10 protein-coding genes and 1 pseudogene are annotated in these 15,797 nt (G+C 42.6%); 6 read left to right on the top strand and 5 right to left on the bottom strand.

Features of this window, described 5'->3' with window-relative positions; translation table 11 throughout:
* The first annotated feature begins 130 nt into the window (after positions 1-130).
* Together gyrB and gyrA are read left to right on the top strand one after the other, a co-directional pair.
* Positions 131-2,047 (top strand): DNA topoisomerase (ATP-hydrolyzing) subunit B, encoded by a 1,917-nt coding sequence (gene gyrB, locus HRQ91_RS11705; protein WP_210119698.1) that lies wholly within the window; start codon positions 131-133, stop codon positions 2,045-2,047.
* 11 nt (positions 2,048-2,058) lie between these two features.
* On the top strand, positions 2,059-4,515 hold the full coding sequence (gyrA, locus tag HRQ91_RS11700) for a DNA topoisomerase (ATP-hydrolyzing) subunit A (RefSeq protein WP_210119697.1): 2,457 nt from the start codon (positions 2,059-2,061) through the stop codon (positions 4,513-4,515).
* Positions 4,516-4,621: 106 nt separating this feature from the next.
* Here the strand turns inward: gyrA and HRQ91_RS11695 are convergent, their stop codons facing one another.
* From HRQ91_RS11695 to HRQ91_RS11670, 5 genes and pseudogenes are all read right to left on the bottom strand, one after another.
* On the bottom strand, positions 4,622-6,097 hold the full coding sequence (locus HRQ91_RS11695) for a GNAT family N-acetyltransferase (protein WP_210119696.1): 1,476 nt from the start codon (positions 6,095-6,097) through the stop codon (positions 4,622-4,624).
* Between the two features lie 149 nt (positions 6,098-6,246).
* A pseudogene (locus tag HRQ91_RS11690) lies at positions 6,247-6,731 on the bottom strand (type III toxin-antitoxin system ToxN/AbiQ family toxin).
* Between the two features lie 427 nt (positions 6,732-7,158).
* The gene (gene pheT / locus HRQ91_RS11680) at positions 7,159-8,898 is read right to left on the bottom strand and encodes a phenylalanine--tRNA ligase subunit beta (protein ID WP_210119693.1); all 1,740 of its coding nucleotides are present in this window, start codon (positions 8,896-8,898) and stop codon (positions 7,159-7,161) included.
* Between the two features lie 301 nt (positions 8,899-9,199).
* Positions 9,200-9,529 (bottom strand): type II toxin-antitoxin system PemK/MazF family toxin, encoded by a 330-nt coding sequence (locus HRQ91_RS11675; protein WP_210119692.1) that lies wholly within the window; start codon positions 9,527-9,529, stop codon positions 9,200-9,202.
* The gene (locus tag HRQ91_RS11670) at positions 9,517-9,759 is read right to left on the bottom strand and encodes an AbrB/MazE/SpoVT family DNA-binding domain-containing protein (RefSeq protein ID WP_210117525.1); all 243 of its coding nucleotides are present in this window, start codon (positions 9,757-9,759) and stop codon (positions 9,517-9,519) included. Before HRQ91_RS11670 ends, HRQ91_RS11675 begins: the two co-directional genes overlap by 13 nt.
* A 291-nt stretch (positions 9,760-10,050) precedes the next feature.
* Between HRQ91_RS11670 and rocF the strand changes: the two genes are divergently transcribed.
* The 4 genes from rocF to HRQ91_RS11650 all read left to right on the top strand — a co-directional run bounded on the left by rocF (position 10,051) and on the right by HRQ91_RS11650 (position 15,791).
* Positions 10,051-10,959, top strand: a complete 909-nt coding sequence (gene rocF / locus HRQ91_RS11665) for an arginase (RefSeq protein ID WP_210119691.1) — start codon at positions 10,051-10,053, stop codon at positions 10,957-10,959.
* A gap of 82 nt (positions 10,960-11,041) precedes the next feature.
* Positions 11,042-11,752: a hypothetical protein gene (locus HRQ91_RS11660; RefSeq protein WP_210119690.1), complete on the top strand. Its 711-nt coding sequence runs from the start codon at positions 11,042-11,044 to the stop codon at positions 11,750-11,752.
* A 147-nt stretch (positions 11,753-11,899) separates the two neighbouring features.
* Positions 11,900-13,873, top strand: coding sequence for a molecular chaperone HtpG (gene htpG / locus HRQ91_RS11655; protein ID WP_210119689.1), 1,974 nt, complete (start codon positions 11,900-11,902; stop codon positions 13,871-13,873).
* 139 nt (positions 13,874-14,012) lie between these two features.
* The gene (locus tag HRQ91_RS11650) at positions 14,013-15,791 is read left to right on the top strand and encodes a phosphoenolpyruvate--protein phosphotransferase (protein WP_210119688.1); all 1,779 of its coding nucleotides are present in this window, start codon (positions 14,013-14,015) and stop codon (positions 15,789-15,791) included.
* The last annotated feature ends 6 nt before the right edge of the window (positions 15,792-15,797 follow it).

Raw genomic sequence — 15,797 nt, 5'->3', positions numbered from 1 at the left:
AATCTCATTATAGACTGTCTTTACTTTTTTCTGCAATATCGATATACTATTATTTACGTTTCTATTTTTAAATTTTGCTTATTTCATATAATAGAAGGAATTACATTAATCAAATTTAAGGACGAAAATAATGACAGCTACATATTCAGCCGGTAATATTCAAGTTCTCAAAGGACTTGATGCGGTTCGTAAAAGACCCGGAATGTATATCGGATCGACCGGTCCGGAAGGTTTAAACCATCTGGTGTATGAAGTTGTCGATAACAGCATAGACGAGGCAATGGCCGGTTTTTGCGATACTATAACCGTAGCTCTTGAAAAGGACGATATCTGCCGCGTTGTGGATAACGGGCGGGGCATTCCGGTGGACATACACCCTACGGAACACATAAGCGCGCTTGAACTTGTTTTAACAAGACTGCATGCTGGCGGTAAATTCGATAAGGGATCTTATAAGGTTTCAGGCGGACTTCACGGCGTAGGCGTAAGCTGCGTAAACGCTCTTTCCGAATGGATGGAAGCCTTTATCGAACGCGACGGAAAAAAATACGTTCAAAAATATGAAACGGGAATTCCGAAGACTAAGGTGGAAGTTGTAGGAGATTCTGAAAGTCACGGCACGATGATCAGGTGGAAAGCGGACAAATCCATCTTTACCGAAACGACGACATATAATTTCGACGTTCTTGCAAAGCGCTTAAGAGAATTGGCTTTTTTAAACAGCGGAATTACGATTGTCTTTCGCGACGAAAGACTTGAAACTCCCAAAGAAATAGTATTTAAATTTGAAGGCGGAATAAAACATTTTGTTTCTTATCTCGACGAAGGAAAATCTACCGTTCCGGCCGAGCCGATTTATATGGAAGGTTCCGAAAACGACGTCCTTGCGGAAATTGCCATGCAGTACAACGACGGATATGTGGAAAACATTTACAGCTATGTAAACGACATCAATACGCGCGAGGGAGGAACACACTTAGAGGGATTTAAAACAGGTCTTACCTTTGTAATGAACAAATTCCTTGAAAAATATCCTAAGTTGCAAAAGCGGCTCGACAAGGATGAAAAACTGTCCGGAGAAGATGTGAGGGCAGGCTTAACGGCGGTTTTGTCCGTAAAAGTTCCGGAACCTCAGTTTGAAGGACAGACAAAAACAAAACTCGGCAACACTGAAGTTCGCGGCATAGTGGAAAATCTTATAAAAGAAAAACTTGTGTTGTTTTTTGAGCAAAATCCTTCGGAAACCGAAAAGATCCTTGAAAAGTCCGTGAGCGAAGCCGCCGCGAGAATTGCCGCCCGTAAAGCTAAGGATGCTACGCGCAAAAAATCCGGTTTGGACAGTTTCGGTCTTCCGGGAAAACTTTCGGATTGTTCTTTAAAAGATCCCTCTCTTTGCGAAGTATACATAGTCGAAGGAGATTCGGCCGGCGGTTCGGCAAAGAAAGGCCGAGACAGCAAAACACAGGCCATCCTTCCTCTTTGGGGCAAAATGCTCAATGTTGAAAAAGCCCGTATAGACAAGGTTATAAACAATGAAAAACTCGAGCCGGTAATTGCGTCCCTCGGCGCGGGAATCGGAAAGGAATTCAATATTTCAAAACTCCGCTATCATAAGATAATAATCATGGCGGATGCCGACGTTGACGGATCTCACATACGTACCTTGCTTTTAACGTTTTTTTTCAGATACATGCCGCAGATCATAGAAGACGGATATGTTTATCTTGCCATGCCGCCGCTATATAGAATCAGCTACCAAAAAAAAGAATGGTATGTCTATGACGACGATGAAAAAACCAGGATTATTTCGGACATAGGAGCCGACACGGATAAAATATCGGTACAACGCTATAAGGGATTGGGTGAAATGGACGGAACTCAATTGTGGGAAACCACAATGGATCCTTCCCGCAGAAAGATGAAAAGAGTTACATTGCCGGACGCCGTTGCGGCGGATAAGATCTTCAGCGTCCTTATGGGAGAAGAAGTTGAACCCAGACGGCAATTCATAGAAGAAAACGCCGTCTACGCCAACCTTGACGTTTAAAGGATTTTTTAATGGAAGAGATAAAAACGCCCGAAGGCGGAACCCTGATTCCCATACCTATCGATACTGAAGTAAAGCAGGCCTATATAGATTATTCCATGTCCGTCATCGTAAGCCGCGCTTTGCCGGATGTCCGCGACGGTTTAAAACCCGTTCATCGAAGAATTTTATACGCGATGGAAGAGCGGGGCCTGCGCAATAACGGACCTACGCGAAAATGCGCGAAGATCGTAGGCGACGTTTTGGGAAGTTATCACCCTCACGGAGACGCTTCGGTTTATGACGCGCTTGTGCGATTGGGGCAGGATTTTTCTTTACGATATCCCGTTATCACTCCTCAGGGAAATTTCGGAACCATAGCCGGAGATCCGGCGGCAGCCTACCGTTATACCGAAGCGAAGATGGCAAAACTTGCCGAAGAGATGACGGTAGACATAGGTAAGGACACGGTTAATTTTATTCCCAACTTTGACGAAACCACTCAGGAACCGACGGTTCTTCCTGCAAAATTTCCGTTTCTTTTGGCGAACGGCTCGTCCGGAATTGCCGTAGGTATGGCTACAAATATGCCGCCTCACAACTTAAAGGAAATAGCGGCGGCGGTGACGGCTTATATAGACAATCCCGAAATCGAGGTTGACGAACTTTGCAGATATATAAAAGGACCGGATTTTCCGACCGGCGGGATAATTTTCGGCAAGGCGGGCATAAAAAAAGCTTATAAGACCGGCCGCGGTAAAATCATCGTAAGAGGAAAATTTACGATAGAAACTTTAAAAAACGGAAAAGAGTCTATCGTCTTTACGGAAGTTCCTTACGGTATAAATACTAAGGTTTTGTGTGAAAGAATAGCGGAGTTGGCAAGAAACAAGGCTATAGACGGCATCGCCGGTATAAACGACGAATCGTCGGATCGCGTCGGCATGAGAATAGTTGTCGATCTGAAGCGGGGAGCTATCACAAAAATAGTATTGAACCAGCTTTTTACCAAGACGGCGTTGCAATCGAATTTCGGCGTTATAAACCTTGCGCTTGTAAAGGGTCGGCCTCAAATCTTAAATCTTAAAGATCTTGTAAAATACTTTGTCGAACACAGAGACGAAGTGGTTACCAGACGCACAAAGTATGATTTGGCTAAGGCCTTAGCGCGGGCTCATATACTTGAAGCTCTCATAATTGCGATCAACAATATCGACGAAGTTATAAAACTCATTCGATCCAGCCGCGACACGGAAGACGCAAAGAACGCCCTTATGCAGAGGTTTTCGTTTGACGACGTTCAGGCGCAGGCTATCGTTGACATGCAGCTTAAACGACTCACTCATCTGCAGATCGATGAGCTTAAAAAAGAAATAGCCGAGCTTGAAGCGTTGATAGCTCATCTTCGCGATTTGCTGGAACACCATGAAAAAATATTGGAATTGATAAAAACCGAAACCAACGAAATAGCGGAAAAATACGGCGACGACAGAAAAACCGATATTGTAGCCGACGAAGTCGAAGATATCAACGTCGAGGATATGATAAAAGAAGAAGACGTCGTTATTTTGATTTCGAAACTGGGTTATATAAAGCGCGTTCCGGCGGTTCTGTATAAACAACAGGGCAGAGGCGGAAAAGGAAGCGCAAGCGCAAACCTTGTTGAAAACGATTATATCAACCAGCTTTTTATAGCTTCCACTCACGATTACCTTATGTTCATAACGAACGAGGGCAGGGCTTATTGGATCAAAGTGCATGAAATTCCCGAAGCGGCAAGAACGAGCAGGGGTTCCCACATAAAAAGTCTTTTGGCCGTTTCCGCAAACGAAGAGATAACTACGATAGTGGCGCTTAAAGATTTTGAGGAAAACACTTATCTTTTTATGACTACCGCAAACGGAATTGTAAAAAAGACGCCCGTAACGGATTTCTCCAATGCAAAGACAAGGGGAATTATTTCCATAAAATTGGATGACGGCGACAAGCTCGTGAGCTCCATTTTAACGACGGGTTCGGATGAAATAATGTTCGTTACCAGAAGAGGTCAGGCGCTCAGAGTTTCCGAAACGGATATACGGCAGATGGGACGGGCCAGCCGGGGTGTACGCGGCATTCGTTTACGCGACGGAGACGAGTTGACCGGCGCCGTAAGAATAGAAAACGACAAATCCATCTTGGTGATGACGGAAAAAGGATACGGAAAACGCATAGACTTTGATCAATTCCTTTCGCACGGCAGAGGAACCGGCGGCCAGCGCATATTCGGAAATACCGAAGCCCGCGGAGAGATAATAGGGACTTTGGCGGCGGCTGAAACGGATGAGATTGTCTGTATGACGAGCCAGGGAAAGACGCTGCGGGTACTCGCTTCGGCTATAAACAAGCAGGGAACAAACGCCAGCGGAGTGAGCATTCTTAAAATAGAAGATCCCGATTATCTTATAGGAATCGACCGCGTAGCCCAAAACAACGAAAAAGACAAATAATGTAACGAGTTTGCGGTGCAAACTTGTCAACAAAGCAAATGTCGCATCCGATAATGTTTCACGTGAAACATTATCGGAATTTTTTGCGGTTTTAAATCCGCCGGCGTCAATCGTTTAGCTGCATTCTCAACAGTTTGGAATTTCTGTTTGCCGTCCAGGTTTTTTTTCTTTTTTCCGGAAGAGTTTGAATGTCTGCGGCTTTAAATCCTAAATTTTCAAACCAATCGGCGGTTTGAGTCGTCAGGACGAAAATATTTTTAAGTTTATGTTTTTTTGCCCGCTGGGTAAGGTGAGATATTAACTTCGGGCCTATTCCCGTGTGGGAATAGGATTCGTCTACGGCGAGGGCCGCTATTTCACCCTGTGCGCCTTCAAAGATGTGAAGAGCGGCGCAAGCGCGTATGCCGTCGTCCAGTTCATATATTATAAAGTCGTTTATTTCGTTAAAAAGGGAGCTTTCCGTTCGCGGCAAAAGAATTCCTTTTTCGACAAAGGGACGCATAAGTCTTAAAACCGCCGGAATATCTTCAAGCCGCATTTCACGTATACGACCGTAATTGTTTGTGTAAATCATAGTGCCGGATCCCAGCTCGGAAAAAATTTCACAGGGAATCACGCCGTCCGACAAGCCGTTTAAGATATGTACTCTGTGCACTCCGAGGTCGCAAGCTTTTTTTGATAAGCGCAAAAGAGAAAGAATTTTTTCTTTTATTCGTATTCGTGCGGAAATTTCAGTATCTTGACGCCGCTCGAAGCTTCGCTCGGAATCTGCGGCCGGGTCGTCGATTCGATTGTCCGATTGATCGTCTGCACGGCCGCCAGCGCAAGCTTTTGAGCAAGAGGGCGCGCAATCGTCTGCCGGAACTGTTTGATTCATTTCCATAAAGGCGTTTAGTTCTTCTATGTTTAAAGCGGGAATATGCCCTTCTTTTGATAGGATCATATTGTCGGGAATTATAAAATTTTTCTTTGAAATTTCAGCTTCGGGAACTACAAAAAAAAGTTTGTCCGCTTGTAAGTATACGGCTATTTCCTGTGCAAGCTGTAGGGAAGAAATATTGTAAGGTTTTCCCGTAAGACTCCATCCTATGCACGGAAATATGGGAATGAACCGTTTTTCCAGTATCGTGCGTATGGAATCTATTTCAAGCTTGTCTATTTCTCCGGAAGTTGCAAAGTCCAAACCGTCTATCACGCCCATTCCTCTTGCTCTTACCCAGTTTCCGATTACGGCGTTTAAGTGTTCTCCGGCTAAGCTGGTCATAACTATGTTTGAAATTTCAAAAGCGGCGGTTTTTATCAGAGGCATGGCGTCTTCGCTAGTAATGCGGCAGCCGTTTTTTATTTTCCAAGGAATATTCGCTTTTGTAAGAGTTTTATCTATGTAATGACGCGCTCCGGGAATGATAACGACGTTTAATCCTGATGCGTGAATAAGGGCGATGTCGCGGATGTGGTTTGAAAACAAAGGAGATTCTATGAGCTCGTCGTCGATATATATGACTACGGTCGCGTCTTTAAATTTTTTTATGTACCGAATAACGCTTCTTATCTGTTCCGCTTTTGCCGTTTCCGTTTTCATTTTTGCCCCCGCTGATTTTAAAGTCGCACAACTGTGAGTTTGATTTTATCACACGGACGATATTTTTTAAACTGAGAAGGAAAATGGAAAAAAGCAAGACCAGCCTTTAATGCATCCTGTCATAAATTTTGTGTAACAGAAAAATATAATTATTTGAAATCGAGATACTTTGATTCCAGCAACCGTAAATCACAGCATCTTTTTTTAACAGTCTTCTCATATTCTGAAAGATTTTTTTCATCCTCAAAAATCATCTTCCGTAGGTTTTCAGCAGTTCTTATTATGCCAACTCTGTCAGCTTTTATATAATTGTATTGGTTTTGCAACAGTCGACGATATTTTACATCGGGAATATTTGTAATATCAATTTCTATAAGTACGGAATCCAGTACCGGAACCATATTATTGAAATTAATTGCCCCATAAATACCGTTATTTATTTTTCTGAAATCTTTTCCGTTCTTCATTTTCTTGTGCTTCGCTTTGGAGATGAGAATGGCGCATAATATTTTATGTCTTCTATCTGAAGCACAATCCCGACATAAGGACGGGATTCATTTTTATTTTCAGCGACTTTGGAATCAAACTGCCGTAAATAAGCAATAAAGATGTCCTTTATATGATAAAATTTCATAAATCCCTCAAAAACAGAAAAAGGAGCCATTTCCGACTCCTCTATAAAAACTTGCGTTTTTGGGTTTTCACTTAATGGCAGAAACTCGCCGCTTTTTTGACATTTCACTTTTATGGTAGAAATTCACCGCTTTTTTAGGGCTTCATAAATATGGTAGAAGCTCACCGCAACTTCAATATAACAAGAATTATAATTGCCGTCAAGTTTTTTTAATCTGAAATTAATTTTATTTCTTAATTCTATTATTTCTATCTTTAACAATTAGAATCTTTTCACCGTTGTTTTTTCTTCAGAATTTAAGGGTTGTCATCGCAAGATATTTGTAATTAATATAAAGTTGTAATTATTATAGTATAATCGATAGTTCTGGAACCGTAATTTTAAGAGCGGAACCGGCAGCGAGACTTACCGCAGCCGAACCCGATATTTAAATCAATTCTTCCAGATCTATCTCGCCGGCGACGCACGGAACGTTTATAGCCCAGTTTTCAAGGACGGCCGGGTGGATTTCGCCGAATACGCCTGCTTGTTTACCGTTTACGATTACGGCCGCCTGTCGGCCTTGTATAAAGCGCGGATCGCAGCTTTCTTTTACTTCATACTTATGGTCGAGATAATACAAAAGAGCGGAAACTTCGCCGGCGGCGCCGTTAAAATTGGCATTGTTCGCGGCGGTCAAAAATCCCAGGCTTTGTCTTGTCCTCGTTCCCGTGTTTTCTTTTTCACAGATATAGGCTATCTTACCGATTTCGAAAATTTTATGAGGAAAGACGGCGTTTGCTGAAATACTTTCGGCTTTAAGCAGGGACGGAATTACGGAGGATCGTATGAACTGATAGTTTTCGCTCATGGGATTGGCAATTTCTATCACATTCGAACCGTCCGTGTTCATTTTTTCAATATAGTCCTGTCTGCTGCCCACGTAGTTAAAGATCATTTCCTGATAGCCGAGTCCCACCATAAGAGTTTTGGTTTTTCTGGAAAATTCCGTAAGGGGCAAAAGGCGGCCTATCGTAAAGTCGCCCGGTTTTTCGGGTTTAAAAGTCGTAAGATCAAGCCCGATCATAACGTCTTCGATTACGTCGACTTCGTGTAAAAAATCGTTGCGGTAGGGCGGCGGATTTAATATAAATTCGGTATCTTCGTTGCCGTCTTTGTCTTTTATGTCTTTTACGTTTACGGCGTTACCCATGCGCTCAAGAGCCGCCGTAACTTCCTTTTGTGTTAATTCCAATCCCAAAAGCTTATTTATGTGTGAAAGAGAAGTCGTTGTGGGAAGCTGGAAATAATACGGCGCGACTATGTCTTTTCCCAGCCCGGTATCGTAAGGATGGCAGACTTTTACGGGCAAAATTTCATATCCACAGTCGGCAAAATCGCAGGCGACCATGTTGGCCGAAAGTATGAGATTTTCGATATTGTCGCCGGTAAGCTCTACCATTAGATCCTTTTCTCCGACTTGTACGGCGCCCAATGTGGCGCTGTTGATTATAGGCGCCATGGACAAGATTTCACCTTTGTCGTCTACCAGCAGGGGAATTTTTTTCATGTCTTTTAAAATCCAGCCGTAGTCTTTTCCCTTTGGATGATCCGTAAGGATCTGCCTGCATGTCATGGGCTCGGTAAACTGCAGTGGAACAAAAGACGTTTTATCGGGATCTACAGCCTTATAGTGAACAGGGAATTTTATTTGCGACACATTGTATATTCCCATGGAAATGGATTTTCTCTTTCTTCCGAAATTCCAGGCAAGTTTTTCCTGTGTCTGGATGATATCCAAGAGCATGGGTTCGTCGATAGCCCTGCCGGAAATTACAAAGGCTACCATGTAAGGCCGAATGTTTTTTAATTCCGGATCGACGGTCGCGATTCTGTTTCCACTGTCTTTAACGTCTCCTTTTTTTGACATAAAAGACGAATAGTCGACGCTTTTTTGTCCGCCGTAAAGGCTTATCTGCCTTGCGATTCCGTTTGTAGACCAAAGATCCGGGCGGTTGGTATCGTTTAGTTCGATTTTTATGGTGCGCAGGTCTTCCGGTAAAGATTCATCGGGTTTTTCATCAAGCTCGGCCTTTCCGCAGGTCAGTATTTTTTCAAGAGATTCATAATCATATTTTTTACCGATCTGTTTAAAAAACAAAGATTCGTTCACTTCTATTTTGGGCATATAAGACCTCGCAGATTTTCGACATTTTCGTTGTTCAATGAAATGGCGTGTTTTGAAAATGAGGTACTCAAGGCGAGGTTCAGGCAGCGTGACGCTTCGAGCGTTATGCTTACGGAATTCTACTCTAAAAGCTCGACCGCGGCTAAGCGGACGGGTTTTCGCCGAAAGTACATTTCTTATTATGTCTTGCTTTCAAAGCTCGACATTCAGACTATTGTAGTATAACAAAATAGGTTTATGCTGTCCATAATTCGGAAATTATCGGCATTCCGGCCGGAATAGATGACCTATCTATAAGACTTCAGTCAACCAACATTTCTTTTAGAATGTTTTTCACTGCCGAAATTTCTTTTTTAGTTATTTTTCCCAAATGCTTTACAAGTCTGGTATTATCAACAGTTCTTATCTGATCCAAAACAATCCACCCGTTTTTCCCCTCAAACTTCAAAGGAATTCTGGTCGGATATTGGCGGGATTTACTCGTCATGGGCGCAATGATAACGGTATCGATATGATGATTCATCTCATCGGGGGAAATGACAAGGCACGGTCTTGTTTTCTTTATCTCGTGTCCCACGGTCGGGTCAAGGCTCACGAGATAAACATTATACTGACTCGCTACCATTCCCATTCAAACGCTCCCGAAACCGGAATATCGTCCAAAATATCTTCCTTGTTTTGATGCATGGCGCAAAAGGCCTCTGCCCAACCGGAACGAGGTTGTTCTGTTACAGGCGTAAGCCATATTCCCTTTTCCGTTACTTCCATATTCATTTTGTCTTTTACGAAAAATTTATCCAGAACGGGTTTCGGAAATCTTACTCCGCGAGAATTGCCGATTGGAACTATGGAAACCAACATAAAGCACCCCTTTATTGATGTAATTATTATGTAATAACATGGTTTTGTCAAGGAGATTGTTTCTAAAGAGAACCTCTAAAAACTGCAGTTTTTAGAGCTGCCCTAAAACAACGGAATGTTCGGCAGTTTTTTATAAAAGCAACGGAGGTTTAAGAATGGTTCGCCTATAAAACAGTTCGTCATCTCATCGCATTATCAGATGCTTGGCTGCGGGATTATTATCGTTCAAACTCGACGATTTTATGCCGCGTTTTATTGATCATACAAAGTAAACTCAATAATATAGGGATCATGAATATAAACATACTTGAAGTGCCGCTTGATTTTGGGGCAAGCCGGCACGGATCGGATATGGGACCTGCAGCGATAAGGCTTGCGGGCCTTCAAAGCCGGCTGGAACGGCTCGGTCACAAAATTGTAGGTTACCGTTCGATAGTAAAAATAGAATCCGAAGATTACAAAAAAGAAGGCAATCCTAAGGCAAAATACCTATTACCCATAGTCGCCGCTTGCACACAGCTTGCAAGAGAAGTTGAAAGCATTGCAGAAAGGGAAGAATTTCCTTTGATTTTAGGAGGAGATCATTCCATTGTGCTGGGGTCTCTGGCGGGAATGGCCGCCGCCTGCAAAAAAAAGCAAAAGAGGCTCGGCGTTTTGTATGTAGACGCTCACGGGGACTTTAATACGGCGGATACTACGATTTCAGGAAATGTGCACGGCGAATGCCTTGCGGCTTCCTGCGGATACGGATTAAAAGATTTGACGGATTTGTATTTTGCCGGAAGAAAAGTGGATCCTGCAAACGTATGCTTTGTAGGAACCCGCGATCTTGATCCCGGTGAAAAAGCTCTTATGAAAAAAGCCGGGGTTACGGTCTTTAGCATGAGCGACATAGACAAGCAGGGTTTTCCGGTGATATTGAAAAAGATAATGGAGTTTTTTAGAGAAAGAGCGGACGCGGTACACCTGAGTTTCGATATGGACGTTCTTGATCCCATGTTCGCTCCGGGCACGGGAATCCCGCTGCAAGCTGGTCTTTCAAACAGAGAAGGTCTTCTCATAATGGAAGAGATGTGTAATACGGGAATGGTAAAATCGGCGGAAATCGTAGAAGTGAATCCCGTATTGGATATAAGGAATATGACGGCGGCGTTAGCCGTAGATCTCATAGCAAGATTATTGGGAGATAAGATCTATTAAACGGCTTTGCTTTTTGTTCGCCGGAATATTCATTTTTATTTTTTCCTTACCGGCGTTGCAGATACAGACAAAATCTTCTCTTATGAATATGAGCTGGACTATTGAAAAGACGGCGGGAACTCTGAGCATAATAAATGAAATAAAAGGCAATTCGGGAGAAGCGGACAGGACTTTTGAAAAATTCATGAATTATTCCGGAGCCTTAATCGTAGTAGAAATAAACGATTTTTTTCTTATAAAGTCGTTGACAAATTTCGGAGTGCTTTATCACCCGCAGGGAATCGCCTGGTCGGACATAATGAATAAGACAAACGACATATATTCGGTCTTTACACAGGAAACTATAGGAATCCCGATCCGCATAGATTACGGGATAACCGCATATCCGTTCGTGGGGTATTCTTATTTAAAACTTGATTATAAAAACGGCTATGAGTTTTTACCGCGGAATTTTTACGGACATACGATATATCACGATTTTTTATTTGGAGTTGAACATAGGTTTTATTTAAAAAAATGGTTTCAGATGGATATAAAAGGCATGTTTACTCCTTTTTCTTATTATTATCCTTTGCAAAACACTTATTCTTTTTGTTTTGAATGGGGTGTCGATTTGTTTTTTGAATATGAATATTTCGGTTTGCATCTTTATGTTTCACGCCGCAATACGCTGGAAAAGGGGGACTATTACGAACGCTATTTTTCTTCCATAGGCGATATTGGAATTACATTCCGCATCGGAGCGAAACGAAGCGATCAACGCGGTGCGAAATTGGCGCAGCTCGGACTTTGAAAAATCTTGCCGCCGAAAGCGGTTTTTTATTATATTTTTATAAGTGGTCAAAGTTCGACCGGTTTGTAAAAAATCAATATATGCGGTAAAAAGCACGTAAAGAAAAATTGTGCGCGCAAACGCGCACTAATTGCACGAGGAAAAATTATGGCAAAACACCAATTTCAGACAGAGGTTAATCAACTCTTAAAACTCATAATACATTCCATGTATTCGAACAAAGATATTTTTTTAAGGGAAATAGTTTCGAATGCGTCCGACGCCATCGATAAACTTAAGTATTTGACGGTTTCGGATGATTTATATAAGTCTATAAAATTCGATCCGAGGATAGATATTTCTTTCGATGAAAAAGAAAACGTACTGACAGTGCAGGATTCGGGACTTGGAATGGATGAAAAAGATCTCACCGAAAATCTCGGCACAATCGCCCGCTCGGGAACAAAGGCCTTCCTTGAAAAACTGGGTAGTGACGCGGCAAAAAATTCATCGTTAATAGGGCAGTTCGGAGTAGGTTTTTATTCGGCGTTTATGGCTGCAAAAAAAATAGACGTCTATACGCGCAAGGCCGGCGATAAATCTGGAAAAATATGGCATTGGTCTAGCGACGGAGTCAATTCTTATGAAATAGAAGAAACGGACGCCGCCAGTGAAATTTCAAAAAAATTCGGATTCGACGATAAAGAAAAAGTCGGTTCGGTAATAGAAATGCATCTTAACGACGAAAGCAAAGAATATGCGAGCCGTTGGAAAATAGAAGAACTTATCAAACGATACAGCGATCACATAGCCTTTCCCATCTTTTTGCACTATGTTCAAAATAAATACGACGACAAAGGAAAGATAACCGGTTCCGAAAATAAGGTCGATCAGGTAAACAGCGCGAGCGCTTTATGGAAGCGTTCCAAGTCCGAACTGAAAGAAGAAGACTATAACGACTTTTATAAGACTTTAAGTCATGACACCCTTGATCCTTTGATGTATGTGCACACGCATGCCGAAGGGACACAGGAATACACGACGCTGTTTTACGTTCCTCAGCAGGCTCCGTTCGATATGTATCAGGCGGACTATAAGAGCGGAGTAAAGCTTTATGTAAAGCGCGTTTTTATTACGGACGACGACAGGGAACTGTTACCGGCATATTTAAGATTTGTCCGCGGTATTATCGATAGTGAAGATCTGCCGTTGAACGTAAGCCGTGAAATTCTCCAAAAAAACAGAATTTTGGAAAATATCCGTACCGCATCCGTAAAAAAATTACTCGGCGAATTTAAAAAGATGGGAGACACCGCCGACAAGGCGCGAAAGGCGGAAAAACCCGGCGATGACGAAAAAAAGGCTGTTGAAAACTGGAATAAATTCGTTTCCGCTTTTAATCGTCCCATAAAAGAGGGGCTTTATTCCGATTATGCGAACCGCGAAGAACTTGCGGATATAGTACGGTTTAAAAGCACGGATGAGAGCGGAACAGGAGACGATAAGTGGACGAGCTTTGCGGACTATGTGCAACGCATGAAACCAGAGCAAAAAGCTATTTACTATATAACCGGAACGGATGAAAAAAATCTGCGTTTAAGTCCGCTGCTTGAAGCCTACAGAAAAAAAGGCTTTGAAGTTCTTATTATGTTTGACGAAATCGACGATATTGTAATTCCCGCCTTCGGCAAATATAAGGATTTTGAATTAAAAGCCGTAAACCGCGCAGGAAGCGACGAAGAGTTGGGCGTAGATAAAAAAGAAGCCGAAAAAAAAGACAAGGAATTCAAACCCGTCGTTGAAAAAATAAAAAAAGCTTTGGGAGACAGGGTAAAAGACGTGCGCTTAAGCAAGCGGCTTTCCGACAGTCCGGCGTGCATCGTAGTTGATGAAAACGATCCTTCTTTGCAGATGGAACGCATGATGAAAGCGATGGGACAAAAAAGTTTTGCGGAGGTCAAACCTATTCTGGAAGTAAACGCCGACCATGCGATACTCGCAAAGATCCGTGAATCCGAGGACGAACAATACATTGAAAAGATTTCTACGGTACTGCTGGATCAAGCCATGCTGATGGACGGAGCTGAGATAAAAAATCCTGCTGATTTCGTTAAAAAACTCAACGATCTGCTTAGCGTTTGATTTTTTCGATGAGACGTCCGGAACAAGTAAAGTTCTTATGACCGGACTTAACGGCGATAAAAAGGCGGCTTGAAAATTTTCGGCTGCCTTTTTTTGTATATTTGACAACAGAGTAAACTCAAAGGTATAATTTTCTGAAATGAATGTTTTTACCGGTATTTCGGCCTCCGGCGGCATAGGCTTGGGGACGGCCTTTATTATTCCCGAAACTGAAAAAAGAATTGTTCCAAAAAGATCGATAAAACCCGAAGAAATAGAAATCGGATGGGGCCGTTTTAAAGCGGCCGTCGAAACGGTTTCCGCGCGCCTTAAGACACAGATAACCGAGACTGCGGCAAATAAGGTACAAAAAGAAATATTTGAAACATATCTTGCCATGTTGGCGGATTCTGTCTTTATAAAAGAAATTAAAACTTCTTATGAAAAAGAGCTTTACAATATCGAATACGTTCTTGACAAAAAGACCGACGAATACGCTCAGCGCTTGCGCGACTCCAAAAACGAATATTTGATCGAAAGAGCCAAAGATATCCGCGATGTGTTCGATCAGGTTTTAAACGAACTTTTGGATTATCATCCGTTTAACCCAGATTCCGTGCCCGACGGAGCCGTCATAATTGCAAGACTCATGAATCCTACCGATGCCATAGTCCTTTCAAAAAGAAAAATAGCGGCTCTTGCTTTGACGGAGGGAGGAAAATCAAGCCACGTTACGATCCTTGCAAGGAATTACGGAATACCTAGTGTTTTTGCCGTTGCAGGAATTACCTCAGGAATACGGTCGGGAAGTAAGGTTATTGTCGACGGTGAAAAAGGAAAGGTGATTGCTGACCCGGATGAAAAAACGCTTTCGCTTTATCGCCAAAGAATAAAAGACGAAGAGGAGCGCAAAAAAGTCTTGAACGTATTTAGGGCAAAAGAAGCTTTGACGAAGGACGGCGTAAAGTTTTTTGTTTTTGCGAATATCGGAACGCCGGAAGAAGCCCGAAGCGTATTAAAAGAAGGCGCCGACGGAATAGGCCTGTTCAGAACGGAATTTCTCTTTATGACCGAAAATCAAAGCTTTTCGGAAGAAGCCCAGTTTGAAGCATACAAAGATGTTTTGGAAATAATGGGCGACAAACCTGTGACTATACGAACGCTCGATGCCGGAGGCGATAAACTGATAAAAGGTTTGAACGATGTGACGTTTGCAAAAACTTTTGCGCCGACTTCCGTATCGGACGCAAAAATTTCCGACGGATCCGATCAGTCAGATCGATCCGATCAACCCGCTCAATCCTGTTTTAAAGAAAAAAATCCTCTGATGGGATTGAGGGCTATACGGTTCAGCCTGGCGCATCCTGAAATTTTAAAAACGCAGCTCCGCGCTTTGTATAGGGCCGGAGTGTACGGCAATCTAAAAATAATGCTGCCGCTTATTTCGAGCGCGGAACAGATCGAAAAAGCAAAAATTATAGCAGATACGGCGCAGAAAGAACTTGCCGCCGAAGGCGTGCCTTTTAAGAAGAATGTTCCTTTGGGAATCATGGTTGAAACGGCAGCAGCAGCTCTTATTTCAGACAGACTTGCAAAGACGGCGGATTTTTTTTCGATAGGGACAAACGATCTTACGCAATATACGATAGGTATAGACAGAGAAAATCCTTTTGTGGCGGAGCTTTACGATGAATGTCATCCTGCCGTCTTGCGTATGATACAAAACACGCTGCAAAATGCGGCTGAAGCCGGTATATCCGTTTCCGTGTGCGGTGAAATGGCGAGCCGGCAAAACGGAGTTCTTGTTCTTGGCGGAATGGGAATAAGAAATTTGAGCATGACGGCCAAGCAGATATCGACGGTAAAAGAGATACTTTCAAAATTTACGATAAAAGAAATGCAGGATATTTCATCAAAGGCCTTAAACAATTTAATTTAAATGCGG

Source organism: Treponema parvum (assembly GCF_017893965.1).
Classification (GTDB): Bacteria; Spirochaetota; Spirochaetia; order Treponematales; family Treponemataceae; genus Treponema_D; species Treponema_D parvum.
The sequence above is the reverse complement of the archived record's forward strand: the minus strand, read 5'-3'. Positions and strand labels throughout refer to the sequence as shown.

Bases quoted from the DNA above. Each gene is read 5' to 3' on its own strand.
- rocF (WP_210119691.1), top strand. From the start codon at position 10,051: ATGAATATAAACATACTTGAAGTGCCGCTTGATTTTGGGGCAAGCCGG.
- pheT (WP_210119693.1), bottom strand. From the start codon at position 8,898: ATGCCCAAAATAGAAGTGAACGAATCTTTGTTTTTTAAACAGATCGGT.
- HRQ91_RS11695 (WP_210119696.1), bottom strand. From the start codon at position 6,097: ATGAAAACGGAAACGGCAAAAGCGGAACAGATAAGAAGCGTTATTCGG.
- htpG (WP_210119689.1), top strand. From the start codon at position 11,900: ATGGCAAAACACCAATTTCAGACAGAGGTTAATCAACTCTTAAAACTC.
- gyrB (WP_210119698.1), top strand. From the start codon at position 131: ATGACAGCTACATATTCAGCCGGTAATATTCAAGTTCTCAAAGGACTT.
- HRQ91_RS11660 (WP_210119690.1), top strand. From the start codon at position 11,042: ATGAATATGAGCTGGACTATTGAAAAGACGGCGGGAACTCTGAGCATA.
- HRQ91_RS11675 (WP_210119692.1), bottom strand. From the start codon at position 9,529: ATGGGAATGGTAGCGAGTCAGTATAATGTTTATCTCGTGAGCCTTGAC.
- HRQ91_RS11670 (WP_210117525.1), bottom strand. From the start codon at position 9,759: ATGTTGGTTTCCATAGTTCCAATCGGCAATTCTCGCGGAGTAAGATTT.
- HRQ91_RS11650 (WP_210119688.1), top strand. From the start codon at position 14,013: ATGAATGTTTTTACCGGTATTTCGGCCTCCGGCGGCATAGGCTTGGGG.
- gyrA (WP_210119697.1), top strand. From the start codon at position 2,059: ATGGAAGAGATAAAAACGCCCGAAGGCGGAACCCTGATTCCCATACCT.